The sequence below is a fragment of the Sphingobacterium suaedae genome, assembly GCF_042684625.1.
Lineage (GTDB): Bacteria > Bacteroidota > Bacteroidia > Sphingobacteriales > Sphingobacteriaceae > Sphingobacterium > Sphingobacterium suaedae.
In genome coordinates, this window is the sequence record NZ_JBHULR010000005.1 from 1 (window position 1) to 20,835 (window position 20,835).

Sequence of the window (20,835 nt, forward strand, 5' to 3'; positions counted from 1 at the left end):
CACCAATCGGTTACTCGTTACGCTACATGATCATTTTCTTAAAGAACTCCTATCGTCTCCGCATCGCGCTTCGACTATTTTTTCCGGGCTTTAATGCCCGGCGTACTATCGTTTTTGTTTCCCTCGTCTCGCTTGGGACTGCAAAGGTAAAAGGTTTTTCCGGTTCCGCAAAATTTATTTTAAAATAATTCCCGCGCTTCTTTTTTTTTAACCGGTATCCGGCCGTGCCGTAATCCCCTTTTTCCGCTTTTCAGTGCTGTCCCTCCCTCGCGGAGTGGTGCAAAGATAGGGACTCCGCACCCTTACTTCCAAGCATCCCGGGCCTTTTTTTGGCCGATACGCCGCAACAGCCTGTAAGCCTGGCCGATATTTTTTAGAAAGCAGCGCACAAAGGAAAGAAAAAGGCCCGCTTCCGCTATGCGACCTCCCTTAACAGGGGCTGGCAAAGTGATTACCCAGGGCTACCCTTGGGCTGCCTTTGGTTTTATCCTTGCGCTGGATGATTGTCACAGGCTGTTCGCATCACAGCTCATCCTCGTCTGCCATAGAGATGGGCAAGGAATTGCTAATTATAATACCGTCTCTAGCGTCCATAAGTCTGAACTACCTGCTCAAGCAAAGCGATGAGTGAGCTTCGCAATCCATACGCACAGCCTAAATGGCTATTTCGTCTCCTGAATAGGTGAAGCTTCACCTGACACAATTCATCAATACATTCTTTCGCTGGGTTAATATTCACAATGTAAGTGTAATGGAGTGTGGCTTACATTTCATCCACGTAAACGATAGATGGGTTTTACGCTGCATCCACGAAAAATAATCCACAAGCACTTCCTTAGAAAGCACTAATTCCAGTTACATCCTGCCCAGTAATTAATAAGTGTATATCGTGCGTCCCTTCATACGTGCTAACAGACTCTAAATTCATTAAATGTCTCATAATCGGAAAATCACCTACAATTCCCATCGCTCCTAAAATCTGTCTCGATTCTCGAGCAACTTCTAAAGCCATCTGCACATTATTTCGCTTGGCCATAGAAATCTGTTGTGGGCTGGCTCTTCCCTCATCCTTCAACACTCCTAGTCGCCAGGCAAGCAACTGCGCTTTCGTAATCTCCGTCAACATTTCTGAAAATTTTCTTTGTTGCAGCTGATAGCTTGCGATGGGCTTTCCGAACTGCATCCTCTCTAATGCATATCTTAATGCCGTTTGATAGCAGTCGACCGCAGCACCGATAACACCCCACGAGATCCCATACCGTGCAGAATTTAAGCAGGACAACGGTCCAGCCATGTTGTCAACCCCCAGTAACAAATCGCCCTCCGTAATATACACTTCATTAAAAATCAGCTCGCCAGTACACGACGCACGCAGTGACCATTTATGCAACGTTTCCTTGCGCGTAAACCCATCCATACCATTCTGAACCAACACCCCTCTGACTCGGCTTTCCTCGTCCTTTGCCCAAACGACTGCCATATCACAAATTGGCGCGTTCGTAATCCACATCTTCGCACCATTAAGACGGTATCCAACACCATCTTTTCTTAATGTCGTTTCCATACTTCTTGGATCTGAACCATGATTTGGCTCCGTTAAACCAAATGCACCGACCAAATTTCCAGATGCAAGTTCTGGCAGAAACTTTCTCTTTTGTTCCTCCGACCCGTACATAAAAATCGGATACATTACTAGCGACGATTGTACAGAGGCCGCCGAACGTACAGCCGAATCCACAGCTTCGAGCTCTTGCATGATAACCCCATAAGCCACCTGATCTAAACCTCCCCCACCATACTCGGCGGGAATACACGCACCCAACGCTCCTATTTCACCTAAAGTTTGCATCAAACCATCAATCTGCTGGTGCCTTTGCGCGGCGTCTTCTACGAATGGCCGTACATCCTTACGAATCGCTTGCCGAATACTGGCACGGATCATTTTATGTTCATCCGAAAGCAGATCGTCCAACAAATAGTAATCAGTTATTCGAGTTGTATCTGTCATATTCATATTATGTGCACACAATGTAATAAATATCACACAAAATCTTAAAAAAATAAAATATTATTCACTATTTTTATTTATACAACGAATAATATAAACTTTAATATGACAAATAAAGAACTTCAGACACTCGGCATAACCGACATTATGGATGGAACATCTACCGGCGACAACTGGTTTGCGCAGGGTGAACGTGTTACCTCAACCTCGCCAGTAGATGGACGAGCTATTGCTCAGGTCGTATCCACCACCAAGAAAGATTACGAAACTGTCCTTAAAACTGCTGAGCAAGCCAAAAAAAAATGGGCTGAGATTCCTGCGCCAAAACGAGGAGAGATTGTTCGTCAGTTCGGTGAACAACTTCGAGAACTCAAGCCCATATTGGGCAAATTGGTTTCTTACGAAATGGGAAAGTCTTATCAAGAAGGCATGGGAGAAGTCCAAGAAATGATTGATATATGTGACTTTGCGGTCGGACAGTCTCGACAACTCTACGGTGCAACCATACACTCAGAACGTCCTCTTCATCGCATGTATGAGCAATATCATCCTATCGGTATTGTCGCGATCATATCTGCTTTTAATTTTCCTGTTGCCGTATGGTCTTGGAATGCGGCTCTGGCGTTAGTATGTGGCGATGTAATCATTTGGAAAGCGAGTGAAAAAACCCCATGTTGTGCCATCGCTTGTCAAAAGATATTAGCGAAAGTGCTTCAAAAGAACCAACTTCCAGAAGGCATCTCTTCGTTGATCACGGGCGATGCCACAGTAGGACGCTGGCTTGCTGAAGATGTTCGTATTCCGTTGGTATCCGCCACCGGATCGACCCGTATGGGAAGACAAGTGGCCACTACTGTCGCGAACCGATTGGGACGATCACTCCTGGAACTTGGGGGCAATAACGCGATTATTGTCACCCCCGACGCCGACTTAAAGATGACCATTATTGGCGCCGTATTCGGAGCCGTTGGTACTGCTGGTCAACGCTGTACCAGCACGCGCCGTTTGATCGTACATGAAGACGTCTATGAACAAGTTAAAATCGCTTTATCTCAAGCCTATAAACAGATTAAAATTGGAGATCCTTTGAATAGTAAAAACCATATGGGCCCACTAATTGATCATCAAGCTGTTCGCACCTATCAAGAGGCATTGGCAAATATTAAGGATCAGGGAGGTAGTTTTTTAGTAAGCGGTAGCGTCTTGAAGGGACATGGATATGAAAGTGGCTGTTATGTCGAACCAGTTATCGCCGAAGTTGAAAATCACTGGGAAATCGTTCAAAGGGAGACGTTCGCTCCGATTCTTTACCTCATTAAATATTCAGGAGATATTACGCAAGCCATTGCTCTTCAAAATGCCGTCCCTCAGGGGTTATCCTCTGCGATCATGACGACAAATTTAAGAGAAGCGGAGGTTTTTCTGAGCCAAAATGGTTCAGATTGTGGCATTGCCAACGTAAACATTGGAACGTCAGGAGCGGAAATCGGCGGAGCGTTTGGTGGAGAGAAAGAAACAGGCGGTGGACGCGAGTCTGGATCCGACTCCTGGAAAGCGTACATGCGTAGACAAACGAACACAATCAACTACAGCACTAGCCTACCTTTAGCGCAGGGAATCACTTTTGATTTTTAACTATTAAAGGCGTCGGAACGAGAAAACGACGCCTCGATATTACACCGTATTAAAGAACGAAAAAATGAGAGAACTACATAAAATCTTAAGCAAACATATATTGGCAGATGGCCTTCCCATTGAACTAGACCTAGAAGGTTCTCACGGATCGTACATCTTAGACAGAAACGGAGATACGTATTTGGATATGTTTTCGATGTTCGCCTCTTCACCGATTGGTTATAACCATCCGCATATTGTAGCGCAACATGACTTTTTAGGACGGATGGCCGTGAATAAACCTGCCATGTCCGACACCTATCCATTCCAATATGCCGATGTCATTGAAACATTTGCGCGTGTTGCTATTCCCAAGGAACTATCCTACTGTTTTTTTATTTCGGGGGGAGCATTAGCGGTAGAAAATGCACTAAAAGCGGCATTCGACTGGAAAACAAGATTGAATATATCCCACGGAATTCAAAAGGAAGCATCACAGGTTATACATTTTAAACAGGCTTTTCACGGTCGATCGGGCTATACGTTGTCATTGACGAATACAAAAGATCCCAGAAAATACATGTACTTTCCTAAATTCGATTGGCCACGTATTCCGAATCCTAAACTTTATTTCCCGATAACCGAAGAATCTATCCGTAGAACGATTCAAGAGGAAGAAATTGCCATTCGCCAAATTGAGGAAACCCTTGATCGGTTACCACATGAGGTAGCCTGTATTATTATTGAACCCATCCAAGGGGAAGGTGGGGATAACCATTTCCGAAAGGAATTTTTTAAAAAATTACGACAAATCTGCGACCAACATGAAATCCTTCTCATTTTTGACGAGGTTCAAACTGGACTAGGAATGACGGGAAAAATGTGGGCCTACCAGCATTTCGAAATCGTCCCTGATGTCATATCTTTTGGAAAAAAGGCACAAGTGTGTGGGATCCTCGCCAACCGAGACAAATTTGATCAGGTGGAACATCACGTTTTTCGAGAGTCCAGCCGAATAAATTCGACATTCGGCGGTAACTTCATTGACATGTTACGTTTTAAGTTAATTTTAGAAGTTATAGAACAGGAAGAATTGGTACAGCGTGCGGAAAAAACGGGCACTTATTTACTCGATAAATTGAGGGGATTAACAGATCATCATCCGACCTTGTCTAGTGCCAGAGGACTTGGACTGATGGCTGCATTTGATTTCGAAACCGACACACAGCGTGACGCCTTCCTAAAGAAAACAATGGATAATAAATTGATCATTTTGGGTTGTGGTGAAAGGAGCGTTCGATTCCGACCTCATTTGACAGCAACTAGAGCCGAGATCGATAAAGCGATAAACATTATGCAGCACTGTCTCTAGAAATTTTCTGGCACGCCAAAAAGTACGCAGTGGGGTGGCCCTCTGCGTACTTTTACATAGTTTGCGAGCCGTTTAGTCTAAGACAGCCACGATCGATTGTTTAAATCGTGTTTTAATACCTTTTCCGTTTTTCGATGCCGGTGTCCATTTCGGAGAACGCTTCATTATGCGGATGGCTTCTTCTGCGAATTCGGGGCTGATTTTATCTTTGTTTACAATATCAATTTCACAGACTGTACCGTCTTCGCAGACCGTAAATTCTAAAAGAGCAGTCTGTCTAAACCCATAATCAACGTAGGCGGCGCTATCCATTGCGTTCACCACTTTACGTAAATTCATCTCTTGTTGAACAAATCTGTTCCATCCTTGTAGTCCTCCCTTAAACTGAGGATAGGTATCTATCAGGCTAACAGATGCAGTGTCCCGCGCCTGTTGGGCCGACAAACTTGAAAATGCCAACAAAAAAAAACCTGCGAACAACACGAATTTCATAACTGCCTCCCTTCAACCTTTTTCCAAATTTACCGAAGATTTAGACTTTTGCCAAATGAATATCGGTTATAAACTCCCCGTGTCTATCCAAAATGAACGTCATGGGGAGCTCTGGGTCTTTGATGATTTCAAATAGAGTGTATCCCCACGGTTTCCAAAAGTTTTCCAATACTTGCCCATAGGTTTTCACCTGCCAGTGATCAAAAATTGGCTTTAAAGTCCAATCGTTCAATGGCATCGGCTCGACAAAGATACATTCAGGAGTTTCCATATAGGTATACTCTGGAAGCCTATTGAAAAGATAGGCGGAGTAGAAGTATCGGGCGCAAATCTCTTCAAATTGAATGGGATGCAACACTCTTCCAACGATTGCATTCATGACGTCTTCGTGGTAAATAGCGTGAACACCATTATCCTGCAAGGTAGCGAGAATCGCGAAATCACGCATCCGAAAAGAGAATACAAGTGTATTGATTTCGTCCCTGTAACTAAATGTATCCGGAGCATTATCAACCGGTAGAACACATATAGAAAAAGGATTCTTATGTTCAAACTCCATAGGTTGCATTATCGACTGCAACATATAGTGTAGATTGCGGAATTTGTGAACAAGCGCTTGTGAAAAATTCAGGTCTTCTCCACTTATGAACGCCTGCCTAATACCGGATTGAATTTCGTTAAAAACTACACCGTATAGAATTTTGGCTACCCATTGAAATAATTGGATTTCAGAAAGATTCCGTACTGCCTCATACCCACTCGTCATGGCACGCTCGATATCCTGTTCCAATACAGCAAATAAATCAGCCACGCGCGGAGAGCAAGGTAATTTTAAGGATTTGTAGGTCACCATATTCTCGTCCAGCATCTTAAATGGCTTTTCCTCCAGGTCAAATGACCGCATCATCCAAAGCGGGAAGACCTGCATTTGCTCATCCAGAGATTGTAGAGGAGATCCAGACAAGAAGCATGTTTTATTATCAAATTTGAAATCCTGAAATGGATTATAAAGTTTTGCTGTCATAGTCGGCAAAGATATTATTTTTGCACTGACCTTCTGTTAAACCTAAGTCAATTCTGTACTATGAAGTAGCTTCCGCGATTTGCACTTTAAAATCCTGAAAAACAAGCGCAGATTCGACGGTTTGCCCTGCCTTGGTTTTAACTCCTTTTAATACGGACGTTTTACCTTTCTCCAACAAATTCTTCATCTCCTTCTCCTCTAAAAACACTCCGTTGAGCGTTCTCCATATCTTGAAATCACACCCTCTCGCGTAATGGTCACATTGAGCGATCTTCACATACAATTGTACATTTCCCGAATCACATTTCGGACACTTTATTTTTCCTTTTTGTTGCGGCTTAATTTCTTCATGTTGTATAGCAATGCGCAATTGTAACAGTTCTTTCGTGATTTTGGCGGTATAATCTTTAATATGTCTCATAAAAACATCGTATGATACTTGATTCGCCCGCATTTCTTCTAATTTCTGTTCCCATTTACCAGTCAACGTCACCTTTGCGATAGACCGATCTTTTACCAAATAATAAACAGCTAAGCCTTTTTCCGTGGGAATAAGTTTCTTTTTTTCCCGCTTGATGTAATCCCGTTGAAACAGCGTTTCAATAGTCGCGGCCCGCGTGGCAGGAGTACCTAATCCACAATCTTTCATAGCTTGACGCATCTCTTCATCTTCGATCTCCTTTCCCGAGGTTTCCATAGCTTTCAATAAAGAAGCTTCTGTGTGAATAGGTCGAGCCTTTGTAAAACGTTCGGTCAAATCCAACGACAGTATCTCCAACAACTCTTCGGGTACCAACTTTGGCAATTGGGCGTTTTCATTGTCCTGATCATCCGTGTTTTTATCCTCATCTGGCAATTCAACCTGATCTGCTGACAAACGCCAGCCATACTGCTTGATTACGGTTCCCTTTGCGATAAGCTCCACTCCTTGTGTTTCAATGGTGACAGTAGTAATATCCTTCAGACAAACCTCAGAAAAACTCTCTACCATCCGCTTCGCTATCATATTGTAAATCTGCTGCTGATCTTTTGGCATGGGACCAGGTTTTTCGTCGGTAACCAACAGCGCATGGTGATCGGTGACTTTCTTATCGTCTACTGACCGCTTGTTCAATTTCGCATCGATGAGATTCCTACTGATGGTTGCTATGCTCTCCTCTGCGGTATCGGCTAAATGTTTAAATAAATCATGTATATTCTCAAAAACGTCTTCACCAATATAACGGGAGCCTGTTCGCGGATAGGTAATAACTTTCTTCTCATATAAGGTCTGTGCTATACTCAACGTTTGATCTGCCGAGAATCCAAATTTCTTATTTGCATCTTGTTGCAACGATGTCAGATCAAACAATAGGGGCGGCGGTTCTTTGGTTTCCTTGGCTTCTATGTTGACAACTCTCGCGTTAGATCCGACTACTATTTTTGAGATCGCTTGTTCCGCATCCTCCTTTTTATCTATCTTGTTAGATGTCGCCTTAAATTTGATCTGATCTTTTTCAAATCCAGCCTGAATTTTATAAAAAGCCTGCGGTTTAAAGTCTTTATTTTCTATGTAGCGTGAACATATCATGGCTAATGTCGGTGTCTGGACTCGCCCCAATGACAATAAACCTTTGTTCCCCGCTGCTAGTGTTAACGCTTGTGTGGCATTAATTCCGATCAGCCAGTCTGATTCGGAACGCGAACGGGCAGACATATACAAACTGTCGTATTCTGTCCCTTCTTTTAAGTTAGCAAAACCGTCTTTGATGGCTTTATCTGTCTGGGAAGAAATCCACAAACGTTTAAATGGCACCTGTGCATTTAAAAAGCGGTATATATTTCGAAAAATTAATTCACCTTCCCGTCCGGCGTCCGTTGCCACAATAATCTCCTCAGCCTCGTCCAACAGTCGTTTTATCGTGTTTAGCTGTTTGATCGCTCCGGCATCATCGATTTGCTTCCCATCTTTTTTGACTTTCTTTGCTTCTAATTTAAATTCTTGCGGGATAATCGGCAAATTGGAAATTGCCCAGTTCGTAAAACCGTAGGCTTGCGGCGTACACAACTGTACCAAATGACCGAATGCATAGGTAAATGCATAACCGTTGCCTGCAATGTACCCATCTTTTACGTCCTTGGCCCCCATCACCCGAGCCAAATCTCTTGCCACCGAAGGCTTTTCCGCTATTACTACTTTCATCAAACACCAAAAAAGGTAAAATACTACACAGTCTCGCGTCCATACCGACTGCGCTAATCCAACGAAGGAATTGAAATTCCCTTAATTTTTCTATAGAGCTCAACAGCATACACGTCCGTCATTCCGGAAACGAAATCCAATACCGCTCGTATCTTTGAATAGGTATCTTGTTGATGCGTATGGAATTGGGCGGGCATCATCGCAACCAGTTTGTTATCGAACACAGTTTTATTTGTTTTCAAATATGCCGGAACAAATTCCTCTAATAATGCATTCATAACTTTGTAACCTGCAATCTCAATCTGAACGACCGTTGGTGCATTATAAATCTGGGCGACAGATATCGCGGAGATCTTTTTCATCTGTTCGACGATCGGTGCATCTAAAGCGTCCATAAGGGCGCTTTGGAATGTTCCAGAGAGGAATTGATCTTGATGTCTGGCAAAAACATCTGCACAACCGTGTATCAACGTATTGATGGCTTTCGCGCGCAAAAGCTCAACCCGGCTCCCGGTGTCTTGCAGGCTATCTAAACGTGCGCGCAGGTCTTCACCTCCGCACAACGGCAACAACAGCTCTTCAACCTGTTGATAGGACAGAATTTTCAAATGATGAGCATCTTCCAGATCTATAATATTGTAACAAATATCATCCGCTGCTTCTACTAAATAGACCAACGGATGACGAAGGTAGCCATTAGGATTTGTCGGATCTCTTTGCAGACCTAACTCATGCGCTATTCGTTCAAAAGCCTCCGATTCACATTGAAAAAAGCCATACTTTTTACGGTGATGGTTTCCCTTAATATGTCCATCGATCGCCGCGCAAGGATATTTAACGATTGAGGCCAGTGTTGAATACGTCAACGCATATCCTTTCTCATCTTTCCCATTGAATGGGTGGGTGAGAATCCGTAGCGCATTCGCGTTCCCCTCGAAATTAGTAAGATCTGCCCACTGCTTAGAAGTAACTTGTTCTTGATATTTACGCCCCTCGCCTTCCGTAAAATAGGACGAAATGGCCGCTTCGCCGGAATGGCCAAAAGCGGGGTTACCAAGATCATGTGATAAGCACGCCGAAGAGATAATATTTCCTACCTCTTGTAAGAACGGACAATCTTCATCGATATCCGGATTTTCCTTTTTCATCAGATTATAAAACAGGCGCCCTAATGATCGTCCTACGCTTGCCACTTCCAAACTGTGTGTCAACCTGTTATGGACAAAAACAGCTCCCGGTAACGGAAAGACCTGCGTTTTATTTTGCAAACGCCTAAATGGCGAAGAGAAAATAAGGCGATCGTAATCTCGTTGAAACTCAGAACGCGCGTCTAGATGATCACTCACCTCCCGATATTCATACCCCCAACGCTTTGCAGAAAGCAATTGTTTCCAGTTCATGTACAATGTATATGTGCTTTATCGCAAATATAAGATTTCTAAAATTGAGGCAAGGAATAGAATTTTGTTCAGTTAGGATACAAAAAGGTAAGACATTAGGTAAGAGCCATATGCTTTATCTTCTTTATTCGAAAAGAAATCATATCGGGAACCGATATTCATCAAAAAAAAGACTTTTGTCACTTTCTTTTCGCTTATCCGCGTGAATGCGTATTTTTATAAAATAACTAGTTTAAATAAAATGACTTACCAACTACCTCTCCCAAAAGACTTTGAATATAATATTGATGGTAAAAATACCCATTTAATCTTATTGAGAAACCGTACAGGTATGCAAGTGGCCTTTACTGATTACGGAGCCCGCATTGTCAGTATCTTAGTACCAGATAAATATGGCGATCTCCGCGATGTCGTATTAGGATTTAACTCTATCCACAAATATATACAAGCCGATGAGCAATATCATGGTGCGACAATTGGCCGATTTGCCAACCGTATCGCTAATGCAGAATTTGCTTTAGACGGGAATACCTATAGGTTAGAGAAAAACAATGGAAATAACTCGCTACATGGCGGGCCTTCCGGTTTTCACACCAAGGTGTGGGACAGACAAGTGTCATTTAAAAAGAAAGTAGACTTCTATTATGTTTCTGCTGATGGTGAGGAAGGATTTCCGGGAAATTTAAAAGTCAACGTGTCTTTTGAGCTTACCGAAGCTAATGAAATCGTGATACGATACAAAGCGGAAACCGACAAAAAGACGGTATTAAACTTAACGAATCATGCATACTTCAACCTGAACGGCGAAGGGCACAGCGATATATTAAATCATATCTTACATATTCCGTCTGACCAGTATCTGCCTGTGAATGAAAACTTGATCCCAAAAGGCGGTGAAACACCGGTGACAGACACACCCTTTGACTTCAGAACCCCAAAGAAGATATCAGCCGATATCGAAAAAGAGAATATACAGCTAAAAAGAGCAAATGGATATGATCATACCTACGTGAATACTCAGCCTTTTTCGACCGCCGCCGCGACAGCCTTCTCACAACATTCGGGCATACAGCTAGAGGTTTTTACAACAGAACCGGGTATACAACTTTATACTGGAAACTTCTTATCTGGAAATGACACAGGCAAATCCGGCGGAAAATACACCCCGCGTAGCGCATTTTGCTTTGAAACACAACATTATCCAGACAGTCCAAACCAACCTCGCTTTCCGTCTGTCATTTTGGAAGCTGGAGAAGTATTTGAATCCGAAACAATCTATCGCTTTAGCCTAAAAAAGGAGATGTAAAACAATCTCCTTTTTATAACACGCTCATGATATAGCTACTTAATAAGCTCCCGAAGAGCTTTCTCTACTTTATCAAAATGAAAAGCAGCCTTTACTTCTTCAAACATGCGCACAATTTGATCATTGCATAGATTTCCTATACTACCTTCATGGGTATGATGCACCTCCTTTTGGGGTTGAAACGTACCATTCTCTATGGCTAATCCGATGTTTCGGTAAGCTTCCCGAAAAGGAACTCCGTTTAACACTTCATTATTAACAACCTCAACGCTAAATAGATAATCGTATTTCGAATCGTCTAGGATATTCTCTTTTACTGAAATATGTTCCAACATGAACGCTGTGATCTCTAAACAGTCTGCCAAGGATTGGAATGCCGGAAATAAATTTTCTTTTAAAAGTTGCAAATCACGGTGATATCCCGATGGTAGATTAGTAGTCATCAATGCGATTTCGTTTGGTAATGCTTGTATTTTATTACACCGCGAACGGATCAACTCGAAGACATCTGGATTCTTCTTATGCGGCATAATACTTGAGCCTGTCGTCAGGTGAGCAGGAAACGAAATAAAACCGAAATTCTGATTAATGAATAAACACACATCCATGGCGAACTTGCCCAATGTAGCTGCAACAGCACTCATTCCTTGAGCAAGGATACGTTCTGTCTTGCCCCGTCCCATTTGGGCGTACACAACATTGTAGTTTAAATCATCAAACCCAAGGAGCGACGTCGTCATCCTCCGGTTTAAAGGGAAAGAGGCTCCATACCCTGCGGCGGAGCCTAATGGGTTTTTGTTGCAGATTTTCCATGCTGATTTAAGCAATTCCAAATCGTCTACCAAACTTTCCGCATAAGCCCCAAACCATAATCCAAAGGAAGACGGCATAGCAATCTGCAAGTGTGTATATCCGGGCAACAAAACCGCTTTATGTTGTTCACTAAGCTCAATAAGTTTATAAAACAATTGATCAATCCCGTCGACCAACCGCTGGATCTCCGAGCGGAAGTACAGCTTGAGGTCCACTAAAACCTGATCGTTTCTTGACCGACCTGCATGGATTTTCTTACCGGGCTCTCCCACTCGTTGAGTGAGCAGCATCTCTACTTGGGAGTGCACATCTTCTACGCTGTCTTCAATCACAAATTCATTTGCCTGAATATTTTGATAAATCGATTTTAATTCTCGCTGCACTAGCGCCAAGTCTTGAGCGTCCAAAAGGCCGATATGATGTAGCATTCGGGTATGCGCCAACGAACCGAGCACATCTGCCGCCGCTAAATGCATATCCATTGCTCTGTCATTCCCAACGGTGAATGATTCTACGAACGCATCTACATCTATATTTTTTTGCCAAATCTTCATGTACTTTTTTTTAAACAGCTTTTAGGGCCCGCAATCTGGACCACATCCTACGAAGTATTCTCTTCGTAACAAATTTATCGATTCTTCTGCAATTAACGGCACATTTACCGTATTTTCCTGCTGATGTTTGTTCCGAATATAGAGGCGGGCTCCAAGTAAGTGTGTTATCATGATAAAAAGTGATCACTTACTTTTTTTTAAAAAATATCTTTGCTTGAATAATTTATATCCATATGTTTGTAAGCGTAAAGGGGAAATGGAAAAATCGAAATGAAGGCAAGTGAGTTAATACTCACACTTTATTTCACCCAAGGCTAAACAAACTAAATTTGATAGACGAAGGTCTTAAATCTTAAAAAAATACGACTAACCATTTATAAACTAATTTTGTTCTGAAGCGTATCTCGACCTGTGATACGCTTTTTTTGTAATCACATCTAAGACTCGTTATTTATTAGTACCTTTGTGTGTACCCTGTTCGCTTCATACGAACGATAAAACAGCATATTATTATGGGAACAGAAAGTAAAAGACAACAACGATTTGCAGGAGTAATCCAGCAGGATTTAGCAGAGCTATTTCAGCGAGAGGGTAATTCGTGGGCACCTGGAGCTTTTATCACCGTGACAAAAGTACGGGTTACACCGGATCTTGCTATTGCACGCGTATATTTGAGCTTCTTAAATACCAAAACTGCGAAGGATGATTTAGCGAACATACAAAGCAAAACAAACGAAATACGCTACAAACTTGGCACACGAATTAAGAATCAGGCTCGTATTGTGCCTCAGCTGGAGTTTTTTCTGGATGACACGAATGAATATGTGGAACATATGGATAAACTTTTCGAGGAAATAAGTAAGGAACCTAGACAGCCAGATTAATCATCTGGTTTTTTTTCGCATAGATTATGCCCTACCAACTGGACGAGCGCTTGACTTTTCCTCATCCGTCACTTGCTGATGACGATGGTCTTCTTGCTATTGGCGGCGATTTACGTACGGAAAGGCTTTTGCTCGCCTATCAACACGGCATCTTTCCATGGTATGATGAAACAAGTCCTATATTATGGTACGCTCCTCAGGAAAGATTTGTGTTAGCACCTCAAGAGCTACGTATCTCAAAAAGTATGCAGCAATTCTTGCGGAAAACAAGGCTAACGGTTACCTGCGACCGGGCCTTCCGTGAAGTTATCCGCAGCTGTGCGACAAAACAAAGGCACGGACAAGACGGAACTTGGATTACACAGGAAATGGAAGAAGCCTATGTAGAACTGCATCAGCAAGGCTATGCACATAGTGTGGAAACTTACGACGAAAATGGTACGCTTGTTGGTGGGTTGTACGGCGTACAAGTAGGCCACGTATTTTGTGGCGAAAGTATGTTTACCTCAGTATCCAACGCCTCTAAATTAGCTTTTATTTATCTGTGTCAACAGCCTGACATCCAACTGATCGATTGCCAGGTCTATACGGATCATCTGGCCTCTCTTGGAGCGACATACTTGTCAGGTGATGCGTACTACAAATTCTTACAGCAGCAAACATTAAAACCTTATGCCTTTCAAACATCTTTTTGATATACCGTCGTCCATTACCTATCTCAATACGCCTGGCAATGGTATATTACCAAAATCTAACCGCCGTTGGCGAGAGGAACGCGAGCGACGGTTCTTCGACCTTCATGGCGATCTCCGTGACCAGCAGCCCGCTTTTATACAAAGCGTCCGGGAAGACATTGGAAAAATTTTCAAAGCTTGTACAACTCGGGTATTCTGTACACCTAATTTTTCATTTGGCTATAATGTACTTTTAGATAGGCTCCCTTCTTCCTATAAATATCTACTATTAGACGAGGACTATCCATCACTCAATTACCCAATCGTCAATCGTAATCTGAATTATAAAACGGTTAAAATCGATGAACACCTCGAGCAAAACATCCTAAAAGCGATCCGAGAGTACCAACCTGATGTGTTACTTCTCAGTATTGTCCAATATATTACGGGTATTAAAATAGATTTAGCATTCATCCGTCAACTTAAACAAGATAATCCAAAGCTTATAATTATTGCCGATGGCACCCAGTTTCTCGGAACAGAACCCTTTCACTTCGATCAGTCAGGTTTTGATGCCGTTGGAACCAGCGGATACAAATGGTTAATGGCCGGATTTGGCAACGGTTTTATGCTATTAAGTGAGCACCTTACAAACTTGATGAACGAAGAACTACACGATCGTCCTTCCCCAAAAGAAGCTATGTGGGCGTCAAAAAGCATGTTGCAAACTTTTTTTGAACCTGGACATCAAGACACACTAAGCCATGGCACATTACAGCAATCTATACTATTTTTACAGGAGACGGGGCTAGAAAACGTACAAAAACATATTCACTCCATATCAGCGTTTGCGCACGAAGAGCTCGCTAAACGAAATTTACTTCTTCCTGCGGTGGTCGGCAGGTCTGTCAGGTCGTCCTTAATCAATATACAAATCGCTCCCAAACACTATACAGATCTTACGGCGAACGATATAAAATGCTTTCCAAGAGGAACAGGAATCCGGATTGGGCTTCATCTTTATAACACGCACTGGGATATCGAAAAATTATTGGGTATCTTAGACACCTACAATATACAAGGCAACTATGAAATTTAAAATTGGAGATTTAGTTCGTTTCGTAGACGAGCCAATAGAAGGACACATCACCTCATTTCAACAAAATGACATTGTTGGAGTAACCGATGATTCGGGATTCGAGATACCCGTGCAGATCACTAAAATAACACGTGTACACGGGAATATGAAGCGAGAGGATGACGAAATCACAGAACACACCCCCTCTTCGAACCTACCCTTTATCGACCGGGGTATATTTGTCGGTGTGGACGGCGAGCAAAAGGATGGCCTAGCCAAATTTCACCTTATCAATCATACATCATTTACAATACTAGCTACTATTAGTGAGGTAAATGGTAACAAACGAACAGGAATATTTGCAGAGAAAATCTCTGCTCGGGATTTTCTCACGTTTTATTCGGCGAATTTCAATAACGTTGGAAAGTGGCCGAATTTTGAGATTCAAATACTGCGTAACAGTACACAACCTCATCAACCAACGGATCCGATCCGTCGCGAGTTTCGCGTGAAACCGATGGATCTCATTCAACCGAAACAAACCGATGATCTCCTTGAAAAAAAAGTATGGAAATTCGAACTGGATAAACCTGAAGAAAATATCGGCTTGGAAAAATTAGCAGATCATTTTATATCGCACCGTCCAAAGCAAAGGTAACCGCTAAAGCATACGGGAAGCTTCTTCAGAATCGGAGAAGCCTTCCCTATCCACGATCAGTATTGCGTGTCTCCTTCTGTCGATTCCCCTACTATGGGTTGAAGCTTCTTGACACTGATTGCAAGTAATAGAGCTCCAATAAACAGAATGAGCCAGCCCCATTTCAAATCAATTGTCTTCGCCATGAGTCCATCGAGCAGTCGCATGCCAAAATAATTGTTAACCTTAAAAAATACGGCCGCAAAGGCTACGATACACCAACCGAGATAGATTCTGGTAAAGAGCCTGTAAAGAGACACCTTTCGCATGAAAAATCCTAATACGCATAGCCCCAATAATGCATAGGTAATGAGAAACAGACTAACATCTGTTTGGTACAGATTCCAGTTCCCTTTGACCGGTACTCGCAAAAAGGGCGAGAAAACCGGGGCTAGCGCAGAGATAAAAATACCAAATAGGCATAAAGGCTTTCGAAGGATGTACATATGATGTTTATTTTTGTTTGCAAATATTTATAAAACGTAGCATATTATTGATAGGTTTTGGAAAAAATAAATGGAAAATTTGTAGCTAAAATCACTATTTCATTTTTCTACAAATGATTGTTTGCAAACTTAAATCCACCATCAAACACAACTACCTGAAAAACAATTGATTAACAATTATTTAACATTATTTAAAATCATTCTAAATTCTTTGTATTGACAGATTTTTGACAGAAAAGCATTCCTTTTCATCTACATTTGCAGGAGAAAATTATTGAGCAAGATAGGCTTTGAAGAATTTAAAAGTTATAGCATTTACCCACAAACATGTCGAATTAAAAGACTTGGGAAATTTGGTCATCTGCAATGAAGAATTGGAAGATCGCTTGATTAACCTAAAAAATAGCTTAGATATTCCTGAGATATTTTATATCGCAACATGTAATCGTGTGGAATTTGTATTCTGTGGCGCACATGAATTGAACGATGAATTTATCGCAAATTTTATGCATCGGATGAACTTTTGTGTTCCCGCGGAGCGTCTGCAGTGTTATCTTGGTCAAGTAACCCGTTATTCGGGCATGGAGGCCCTAAACCACCTTTTCCGTATGTCATGTTCGTTGGAAAGTCTGGTCGTGGGAGAAAAAGAAATTCTTGCCCAAGTTCGTCGTGCCTATGAAAAATGTCGTGAAGCAGGTTTTACGGGAGACTACCTTCGTTTGGTGATGGACAGATTGGTCAAAACGGCAAAAGAGGTATATACATACACGAATATATCCCGGAACCCTATTTCTGTCGTTTCTTTAGCTTACCGCAAGCTGAAGGAAACCAAATTGCCGCAAAATGCACGTATTTTAGTTATTGGATCTGGAGAGACGAATCAGAATTTAGCCAAATACCTAAAGAAACACCAACTTTCGAATTTTGTGGTTTTTAACCGCACCCTTAAAAATGCGCAAAAGTTAGCATCAGAACTAAATGCGGAAGCATATCCGTTATCCGAACTGGGCAATTATAAAAAAGGATTTGACGTTATGATTGTTTGTACAGGTTCGCCAGAAGCCATTATCGATGTTAATCTCTATCGTATGCTTTTGAATGGTGAAATCGATAAAAAGGTTATCGTGGACCTAGCAGTTCCTAATGATGTGGATGCGGATGTGGTTGCACAATTTCCTGTTCAATATATTGAAGTCAGTAGCCTGCAAGCTATAGCCGAAAAGAATAAGCAAGATCGATACAATGAATTGGCTAGTGCCGATGCGATTATTCAGGACAACATCCAAGAGTTCCTACCCCTTCTGAAACAACGTCGCGTAGAAGTTGCTATGCGGGAAGTTCCTGAGAAGATTAAAGAAATAAAATCGTTTGCCTTAAATGAAGTTTTTGCACAAGAAGTGGAAAAACTAGACCCGCAAGCCCGCGAAGTATTAGAAAAGGTAATCAATTACATGGAGAAAAAATACATTAAAGTTCCCATGGTAATGGCCAAAGAAATTCTGGTAAAAAATTCACAATCAGAAAGTAACTAGTCTCTACGTTTCATCCAAAATTTAGCCTAATTCTGACAATGGTTGTCGGGATTATATGACTATTTGGTTAAATTTGTACGCATTTTCAACCATAAAGCATCTATAGTGAACAGAAAACTTATTATCGGAACTAGAGGCAGTCAACTCGCATTATGGCAAGCGAACTTCGTAAAAGCTCGATTGGCAGAAATTGGTGTTGAATCCGACCTAAAAATTATCAAAACCCAAGGCGATATTGTACAGCACCTTCGTTTGGATAAACTGGAAGGTAAGGGATTTTTCACAAAGGAGTTAGAGGAAGAGCTTCTACATGGGCAAATTGATCTCGCTGTTCACTCTCATAAAGATTTGCCAACCATAAACCCTCCAGGGCTCATTATCGCGGCAGTCTCCGAACGCGAAGATCCATCTGAGTTGCTCATCATTCATAAGGATTGCGTTGATATAAAGAAAAGGCTTTCCTTGAAACATAACGCTTCGGTAGGCACCTCATCCAATAGACGAAAAGCGCAACTTCTGTCGCTGCGACCTGACTTAGAATTTACGGATCTCCGCGGGAATTTACAGACACGCATCCAAAAACTTCGGGAAGAGCAATACGATGCCATTGTATTGGCAAAGGCTGGCGTCTCACGTATCGACATGGATCTTTCGGATTTTCACATCGAAGAAATTGCACCGATAGAGATTATTCCGGCTCCCGCACAAGGAGTCTTAGCCATTCAGATTCGGGAAACCGACCACGAACTGTTCACACTACTACAACGGATACATGATAACAGCGTTGCGGATACCATAGCGGTTGAACGAAAAGTGCTGAATATGTTTGATGCCGGCTGCCATGCTCCGCTGGGCAGCTACTGCCGGCGAACAGATAGCGGATCTTATGAAGCATGGACCTCTATTGCCGAGGACAATGAAGATTTCCCAGATCGCCTGTATATTCAATCTTCAACGACAGAAGGAATGGCAGAACGCATTTTTTCTAAGTTTCAGAAAGATCGGAAACTCCCATCCAGCATATTTATTACGCGCGAGCTTGATGAAAATTCCTATCTAGGCCGCTATTTTGCAAAACATGAGATTCAAGCCGACGCTCGCTCACTAATCCGTATATATCCCACGATTAACAAGTTGGATTCCTTCATTTTAAAGCGGGCTGATTGGATATTTTTTAACAGTAAAAATGCCATCGACCATTTCTTTAAGCTAGACCCATTAATTTTAAAGAAAACCAAGTTAGCTGTTCTGGGGCGAGGTTCTGAGGACGCATTGCGGAAATATGACCGCATTGCAGATTTCTCTGGGGATAACCTAGGTATTAAAACTGAAGATATTGCTAAAGAATTCGCCAAGCTCGTAGATGGACAGACGGTCTTTATCCCTCGCGCGAAAGATTCGCTTATGTCTATTCAAAACGCGCTTACCGCAGATACTAAGGTGATTGACATGCCTATTTATGAAACTGTCCTCGAGGAAAATGTCGATAAAACGAATGCTGAAGTATTGATTTTTACCAGTCCTAGTAACGTGGAAGCTTACTTCCGTGAGAATCTCGTTGATCCGGGGCAACAGATCATCTGTATTGGACACTCTACGGCGAAGTCCATTGAGGCTATGGGCCTCCCTTACGCATTGCCGTTTACACCGGATGAAATCGGCCTGGCAGAAGCTATTTTCGGATTAGACTACTAAATGTACGCTGGGAGCTTCATTAGCTCCCTTCTATTTTAAAAACGATAAACTATGTTACAACGTCCAAGAAGAAACAGAAAATCAGCGGTTATTCGCGACATGATTCAAGAGAACCATCTATCCGCGGCCAATTTGATATTTCCGTTATTTATCGTAGAAGGACATCAACAGAAGACCGAAGTATCGTCTATGCCCGGTATTTTTCGGTATTCCATTGACAATCTACTAAGAGAAGTGGAGAGCTGTCTGAATATTGGACTAAAAGCTTTCGACTTATTTCCAAATATTGAAGAGAGTTTAAAAGACAAGTATGCTTCTGTCAGTCATCAGAAAGGAAATCTGTATCTGCGAGCAATAGAGCAGGTAAAAAAGAACTTTCCTGAAGCATGCATTGTCACCGATGTTGCGATGGATCCCTACAGTTCCGATGGACATGATGGTATCGTTGAAAACGGAGAAATACTCAATGATGAAACATTGGAAATTTTAGGGAAAATGGCTTTAGCACATGCTGAGGCAGGAGCAGATATTATCGCTCCATCCGATATGATGGACGGACGCATTGGCTATATACGCGAATTATTAGATACCCACGGATTTAAACAGGTGTCACTAATGTCTTATACTGCAAAATATGCTTCAGCATTCTACGGTCCTTTTCGTGATGCGTTGAATTCAGCTCCTAAGGCCGGGGATAAAAAAACCTACCAAATGAACCCTGCCAATTCCAGAGAAGCGCTAATTGAGGCACAGTTGGACATGGAAGAAGGGGCAGACTTCCTGATGGTCAAACCAGGATTGCCTTACCTTGATATTATCAAACTGTTGCACGACAACTTCGACCTGCCTATCGCGGCGTACAATGTTTCAGGTGAATATGCCATGTTAAAAGCGGCGATCCGCAACGGATGGCTAGATGAAGAACGATCGATCATGGAAACCTTACTCAGTTTTCGCCGTGCAGGAGCAACCTCCATCCTCACGTATCATGCAAAAGAGGTCTTGGAAAAAGGCTGGTTAAAAGCATAAATTCTGATTCTATAAGAAAAGCTCAGTATGTTCTG

18 protein-coding genes are annotated in these 20,835 nt (G+C 42.2%); 11 read left to right on the top strand and 7 right to left on the bottom strand.

Features of this window, described 5'->3' with window-relative positions:
- Positions 1–188 (top strand): hypothetical protein (locus tag ACFSR5_RS12775; protein ID WP_380904371.1); only part of this gene is annotated, 188 nt, incomplete at its 5' end.
- A 647-nt stretch (positions 189–835) separates the two neighbouring features.
- On the opposite strand, the gene ACFSR5_RS12780 is transcribed toward ACFSR5_RS12775, so the two are convergent.
- Positions 836–2,014, bottom strand: a complete 1,179-nt coding sequence (locus ACFSR5_RS12780) for an acyl-CoA dehydrogenase family protein (RefSeq protein WP_380904373.1) — start codon at positions 2,012–2,014, stop codon at positions 836–838.
- A 99-nt stretch (positions 2,015–2,113) separates the two neighbouring features.
- Between ACFSR5_RS12780 and amaB the strand changes: the two genes are divergently transcribed.
- Both amaB and lat read left to right on the top strand, forming a co-directional pair.
- Positions 2,114–3,643: an L-piperidine-6-carboxylate dehydrogenase gene (amaB, locus tag ACFSR5_RS12785; protein WP_380904375.1), complete on the top strand. Its 1,530-nt coding sequence runs from the start codon at positions 2,114–2,116 to the stop codon at positions 3,641–3,643.
- A gap of 64 nt (positions 3,644–3,707) precedes the next feature.
- On the top strand, positions 3,708–4,994 hold the full coding sequence (lat, locus tag ACFSR5_RS12790) for an L-lysine 6-transaminase (RefSeq protein ID WP_380904377.1): 1,287 nt from the start codon (positions 3,708–3,710) through the stop codon (positions 4,992–4,994).
- 72 nt (positions 4,995–5,066) lie between these two features.
- On the opposite strand, the gene ACFSR5_RS12795 is transcribed toward lat, so the two are convergent.
- From ACFSR5_RS12795 to ACFSR5_RS12810, 4 genes are read right to left on the bottom strand one after another with little or no spacing between them, the layout of a single operon-like run.
- On the bottom strand, positions 5,067–5,486 hold the full coding sequence (locus ACFSR5_RS12795; RefSeq protein WP_380904379.1) for an energy transducer TonB: 420 nt from the start codon (positions 5,484–5,486) through the stop codon (positions 5,067–5,069).
- Between the two features lie 40 nt (positions 5,487–5,526).
- Positions 5,527–6,510, bottom strand: coding sequence for a hypothetical protein (locus ACFSR5_RS12800; RefSeq protein ID WP_380904381.1), 984 nt, complete (start codon positions 6,508–6,510; stop codon positions 5,527–5,529).
- Positions 6,511–6,568: 58 nt separating this feature from the next.
- A complete protein-coding gene (locus tag ACFSR5_RS12805) occupies positions 6,569–8,692 on the bottom strand; it encodes a type IA DNA topoisomerase (protein WP_380904383.1) in 2,124 nt (707 codons plus the stop codon).
- Between the two features lie 53 nt (positions 8,693–8,745).
- The gene (locus tag ACFSR5_RS12810; RefSeq protein WP_380904385.1) at positions 8,746–10,092 is read right to left on the bottom strand and encodes a deoxyguanosinetriphosphate triphosphohydrolase; all 1,347 of its coding nucleotides are present in this window, start codon (positions 10,090–10,092) and stop codon (positions 8,746–8,748) included.
- Positions 10,093–10,333: 241 nt separating this feature from the next.
- Between ACFSR5_RS12810 and ACFSR5_RS12815 the strand changes: the two genes are divergently transcribed.
- The gene (locus ACFSR5_RS12815) at positions 10,334–11,398 is read left to right on the top strand and encodes an aldose epimerase family protein (RefSeq protein ID WP_380904387.1); all 1,065 of its coding nucleotides are present in this window, start codon (positions 10,334–10,336) and stop codon (positions 11,396–11,398) included.
- 35 nt (positions 11,399–11,433) lie between these two features.
- Here the strand turns inward: ACFSR5_RS12815 and argH are convergent, their stop codons facing one another.
- Complete coding sequence (gene argH / locus ACFSR5_RS12820) at positions 11,434–12,765, bottom strand: argininosuccinate lyase (protein ID WP_380904389.1); 1,332 nt, start codon at positions 12,763–12,765, stop codon at positions 11,434–11,436.
- A 512-nt stretch (positions 12,766–13,277) separates the two neighbouring features.
- Between argH and rbfA the strand changes: the two genes are divergently transcribed.
- The 4 genes from rbfA to ACFSR5_RS12840 are packed head-to-tail and all read left to right on the top strand — an operon-like array spanning position 13,278 to position 16,059.
- The gene (rbfA, locus tag ACFSR5_RS12825) at positions 13,278–13,649 is read left to right on the top strand and encodes a 30S ribosome-binding factor RbfA (protein WP_380904391.1); all 372 of its coding nucleotides are present in this window, start codon (positions 13,278–13,280) and stop codon (positions 13,647–13,649) included.
- Positions 13,650–13,675: 26 nt separating this feature from the next.
- Positions 13,676–14,344: a leucyl/phenylalanyl-tRNA--protein transferase gene (aat, locus tag ACFSR5_RS12830; RefSeq protein ID WP_380904393.1), complete on the top strand. Its 669-nt coding sequence runs from the start codon at positions 13,676–13,678 to the stop codon at positions 14,342–14,344.
- Positions 14,322–15,422, top strand: coding sequence for an aminotransferase class V-fold PLP-dependent enzyme (locus tag ACFSR5_RS12835; protein WP_380904395.1), 1,101 nt, complete (start codon positions 14,322–14,324; stop codon positions 15,420–15,422). The genes aat and ACFSR5_RS12835 overlap by 23 nt, the downstream gene beginning before the upstream one ends.
- Positions 15,412–16,059, top strand: coding sequence for a hypothetical protein (locus ACFSR5_RS12840; RefSeq protein ID WP_380904397.1), 648 nt, complete (start codon positions 15,412–15,414; stop codon positions 16,057–16,059). Before ACFSR5_RS12835 ends, ACFSR5_RS12840 begins: the two co-directional genes overlap by 11 nt.
- Before the next feature lie 56 nt (positions 16,060–16,115).
- Here the strand turns inward: ACFSR5_RS12840 and ACFSR5_RS12845 are convergent, their stop codons facing one another.
- Positions 16,116–16,544 carry a hypothetical protein gene (locus tag ACFSR5_RS12845; protein WP_380904399.1) on the bottom strand — a complete coding sequence of 143 codons (429 nt, stop codon included), beginning with the start codon at positions 16,542–16,544 and terminating at the stop codon, positions 16,116–16,118.
- A 290-nt stretch (positions 16,545–16,834) separates the two neighbouring features.
- On the opposite strand from ACFSR5_RS12845, the gene hemA reads away from it, so the two are divergent.
- From hemA to hemB, 3 genes are all read left to right on the top strand, one after another.
- On the top strand, positions 16,835–18,076 hold the full coding sequence (gene hemA, locus ACFSR5_RS12850; protein ID WP_380904401.1) for a glutamyl-tRNA reductase: 1,242 nt from the start codon (positions 16,835–16,837) through the stop codon (positions 18,074–18,076).
- Between the two features lie 105 nt (positions 18,077–18,181).
- Positions 18,182–19,771, top strand: coding sequence for a hydroxymethylbilane synthase (gene hemC / locus ACFSR5_RS12855; protein ID WP_380904403.1), 1,590 nt, complete (start codon positions 18,182–18,184; stop codon positions 19,769–19,771).
- A gap of 51 nt (positions 19,772–19,822) precedes the next feature.
- The gene (hemB, locus tag ACFSR5_RS12860; protein WP_380904405.1) at positions 19,823–20,800 is read left to right on the top strand and encodes a porphobilinogen synthase; all 978 of its coding nucleotides are present in this window, start codon (positions 19,823–19,825) and stop codon (positions 20,798–20,800) included.
- Positions 20,801–20,835 lie beyond the last annotated feature (35 nt).

Coding starts and splice junctions, on each gene's coding strand:
- ACFSR5_RS12780 (WP_380904373.1), bottom strand. CDS start 2,014: ATGAATATGACAGATACAACTCGAATAACTGATTACTATTTGTTGGAC.
- amaB (WP_380904375.1), top strand. CDS start 2,114: ATGACAAATAAAGAACTTCAGACACTCGGCATAACCGACATTATGGAT.
- lat (WP_380904377.1), top strand. CDS start 3,708: ATGAGAGAACTACATAAAATCTTAAGCAAACATATATTGGCAGATGGC.
- ACFSR5_RS12795 (WP_380904379.1), bottom strand. CDS start 5,486: ATGAAATTCGTGTTGTTCGCAGGTTTTTTTTTGTTGGCATTTTCAAGT.
- ACFSR5_RS12800 (WP_380904381.1), bottom strand. CDS start 6,510: ATGACAGCAAAACTTTATAATCCATTTCAGGATTTCAAATTTGATAAT.
- ACFSR5_RS12805 (WP_380904383.1), bottom strand. CDS start 8,692: ATGAAAGTAGTAATAGCGGAAAAGCCTTCGGTGGCAAGAGATTTGGCT.
- ACFSR5_RS12810 (WP_380904385.1), bottom strand. CDS start 10,092: ATGAACTGGAAACAATTGCTTTCTGCAAAGCGTTGGGGGTATGAATAT.
- ACFSR5_RS12815 (WP_380904387.1), top strand. CDS start 10,334: ATGACTTACCAACTACCTCTCCCAAAAGACTTTGAATATAATATTGAT.
- argH (WP_380904389.1), bottom strand. CDS start 12,765: ATGAAGATTTGGCAAAAAAATATAGATGTAGATGCGTTCGTAGAATCA.
- rbfA (WP_380904391.1), top strand. CDS start 13,278: ATGGGAACAGAAAGTAAAAGACAACAACGATTTGCAGGAGTAATCCAG.
- aat (WP_380904393.1), top strand. CDS start 13,676: ATGCCCTACCAACTGGACGAGCGCTTGACTTTTCCTCATCCGTCACTT.
- ACFSR5_RS12835 (WP_380904395.1), top strand. CDS start 14,322: ATGCCTTTCAAACATCTTTTTGATATACCGTCGTCCATTACCTATCTC.
- ACFSR5_RS12840 (WP_380904397.1), top strand. CDS start 15,412: ATGAAATTTAAAATTGGAGATTTAGTTCGTTTCGTAGACGAGCCAATA.
- ACFSR5_RS12845 (WP_380904399.1), bottom strand. CDS start 16,544: ATGTACATCCTTCGAAAGCCTTTATGCCTATTTGGTATTTTTATCTCT.
- hemB (WP_380904405.1), top strand. CDS start 19,823: ATGTTACAACGTCCAAGAAGAAACAGAAAATCAGCGGTTATTCGCGAC.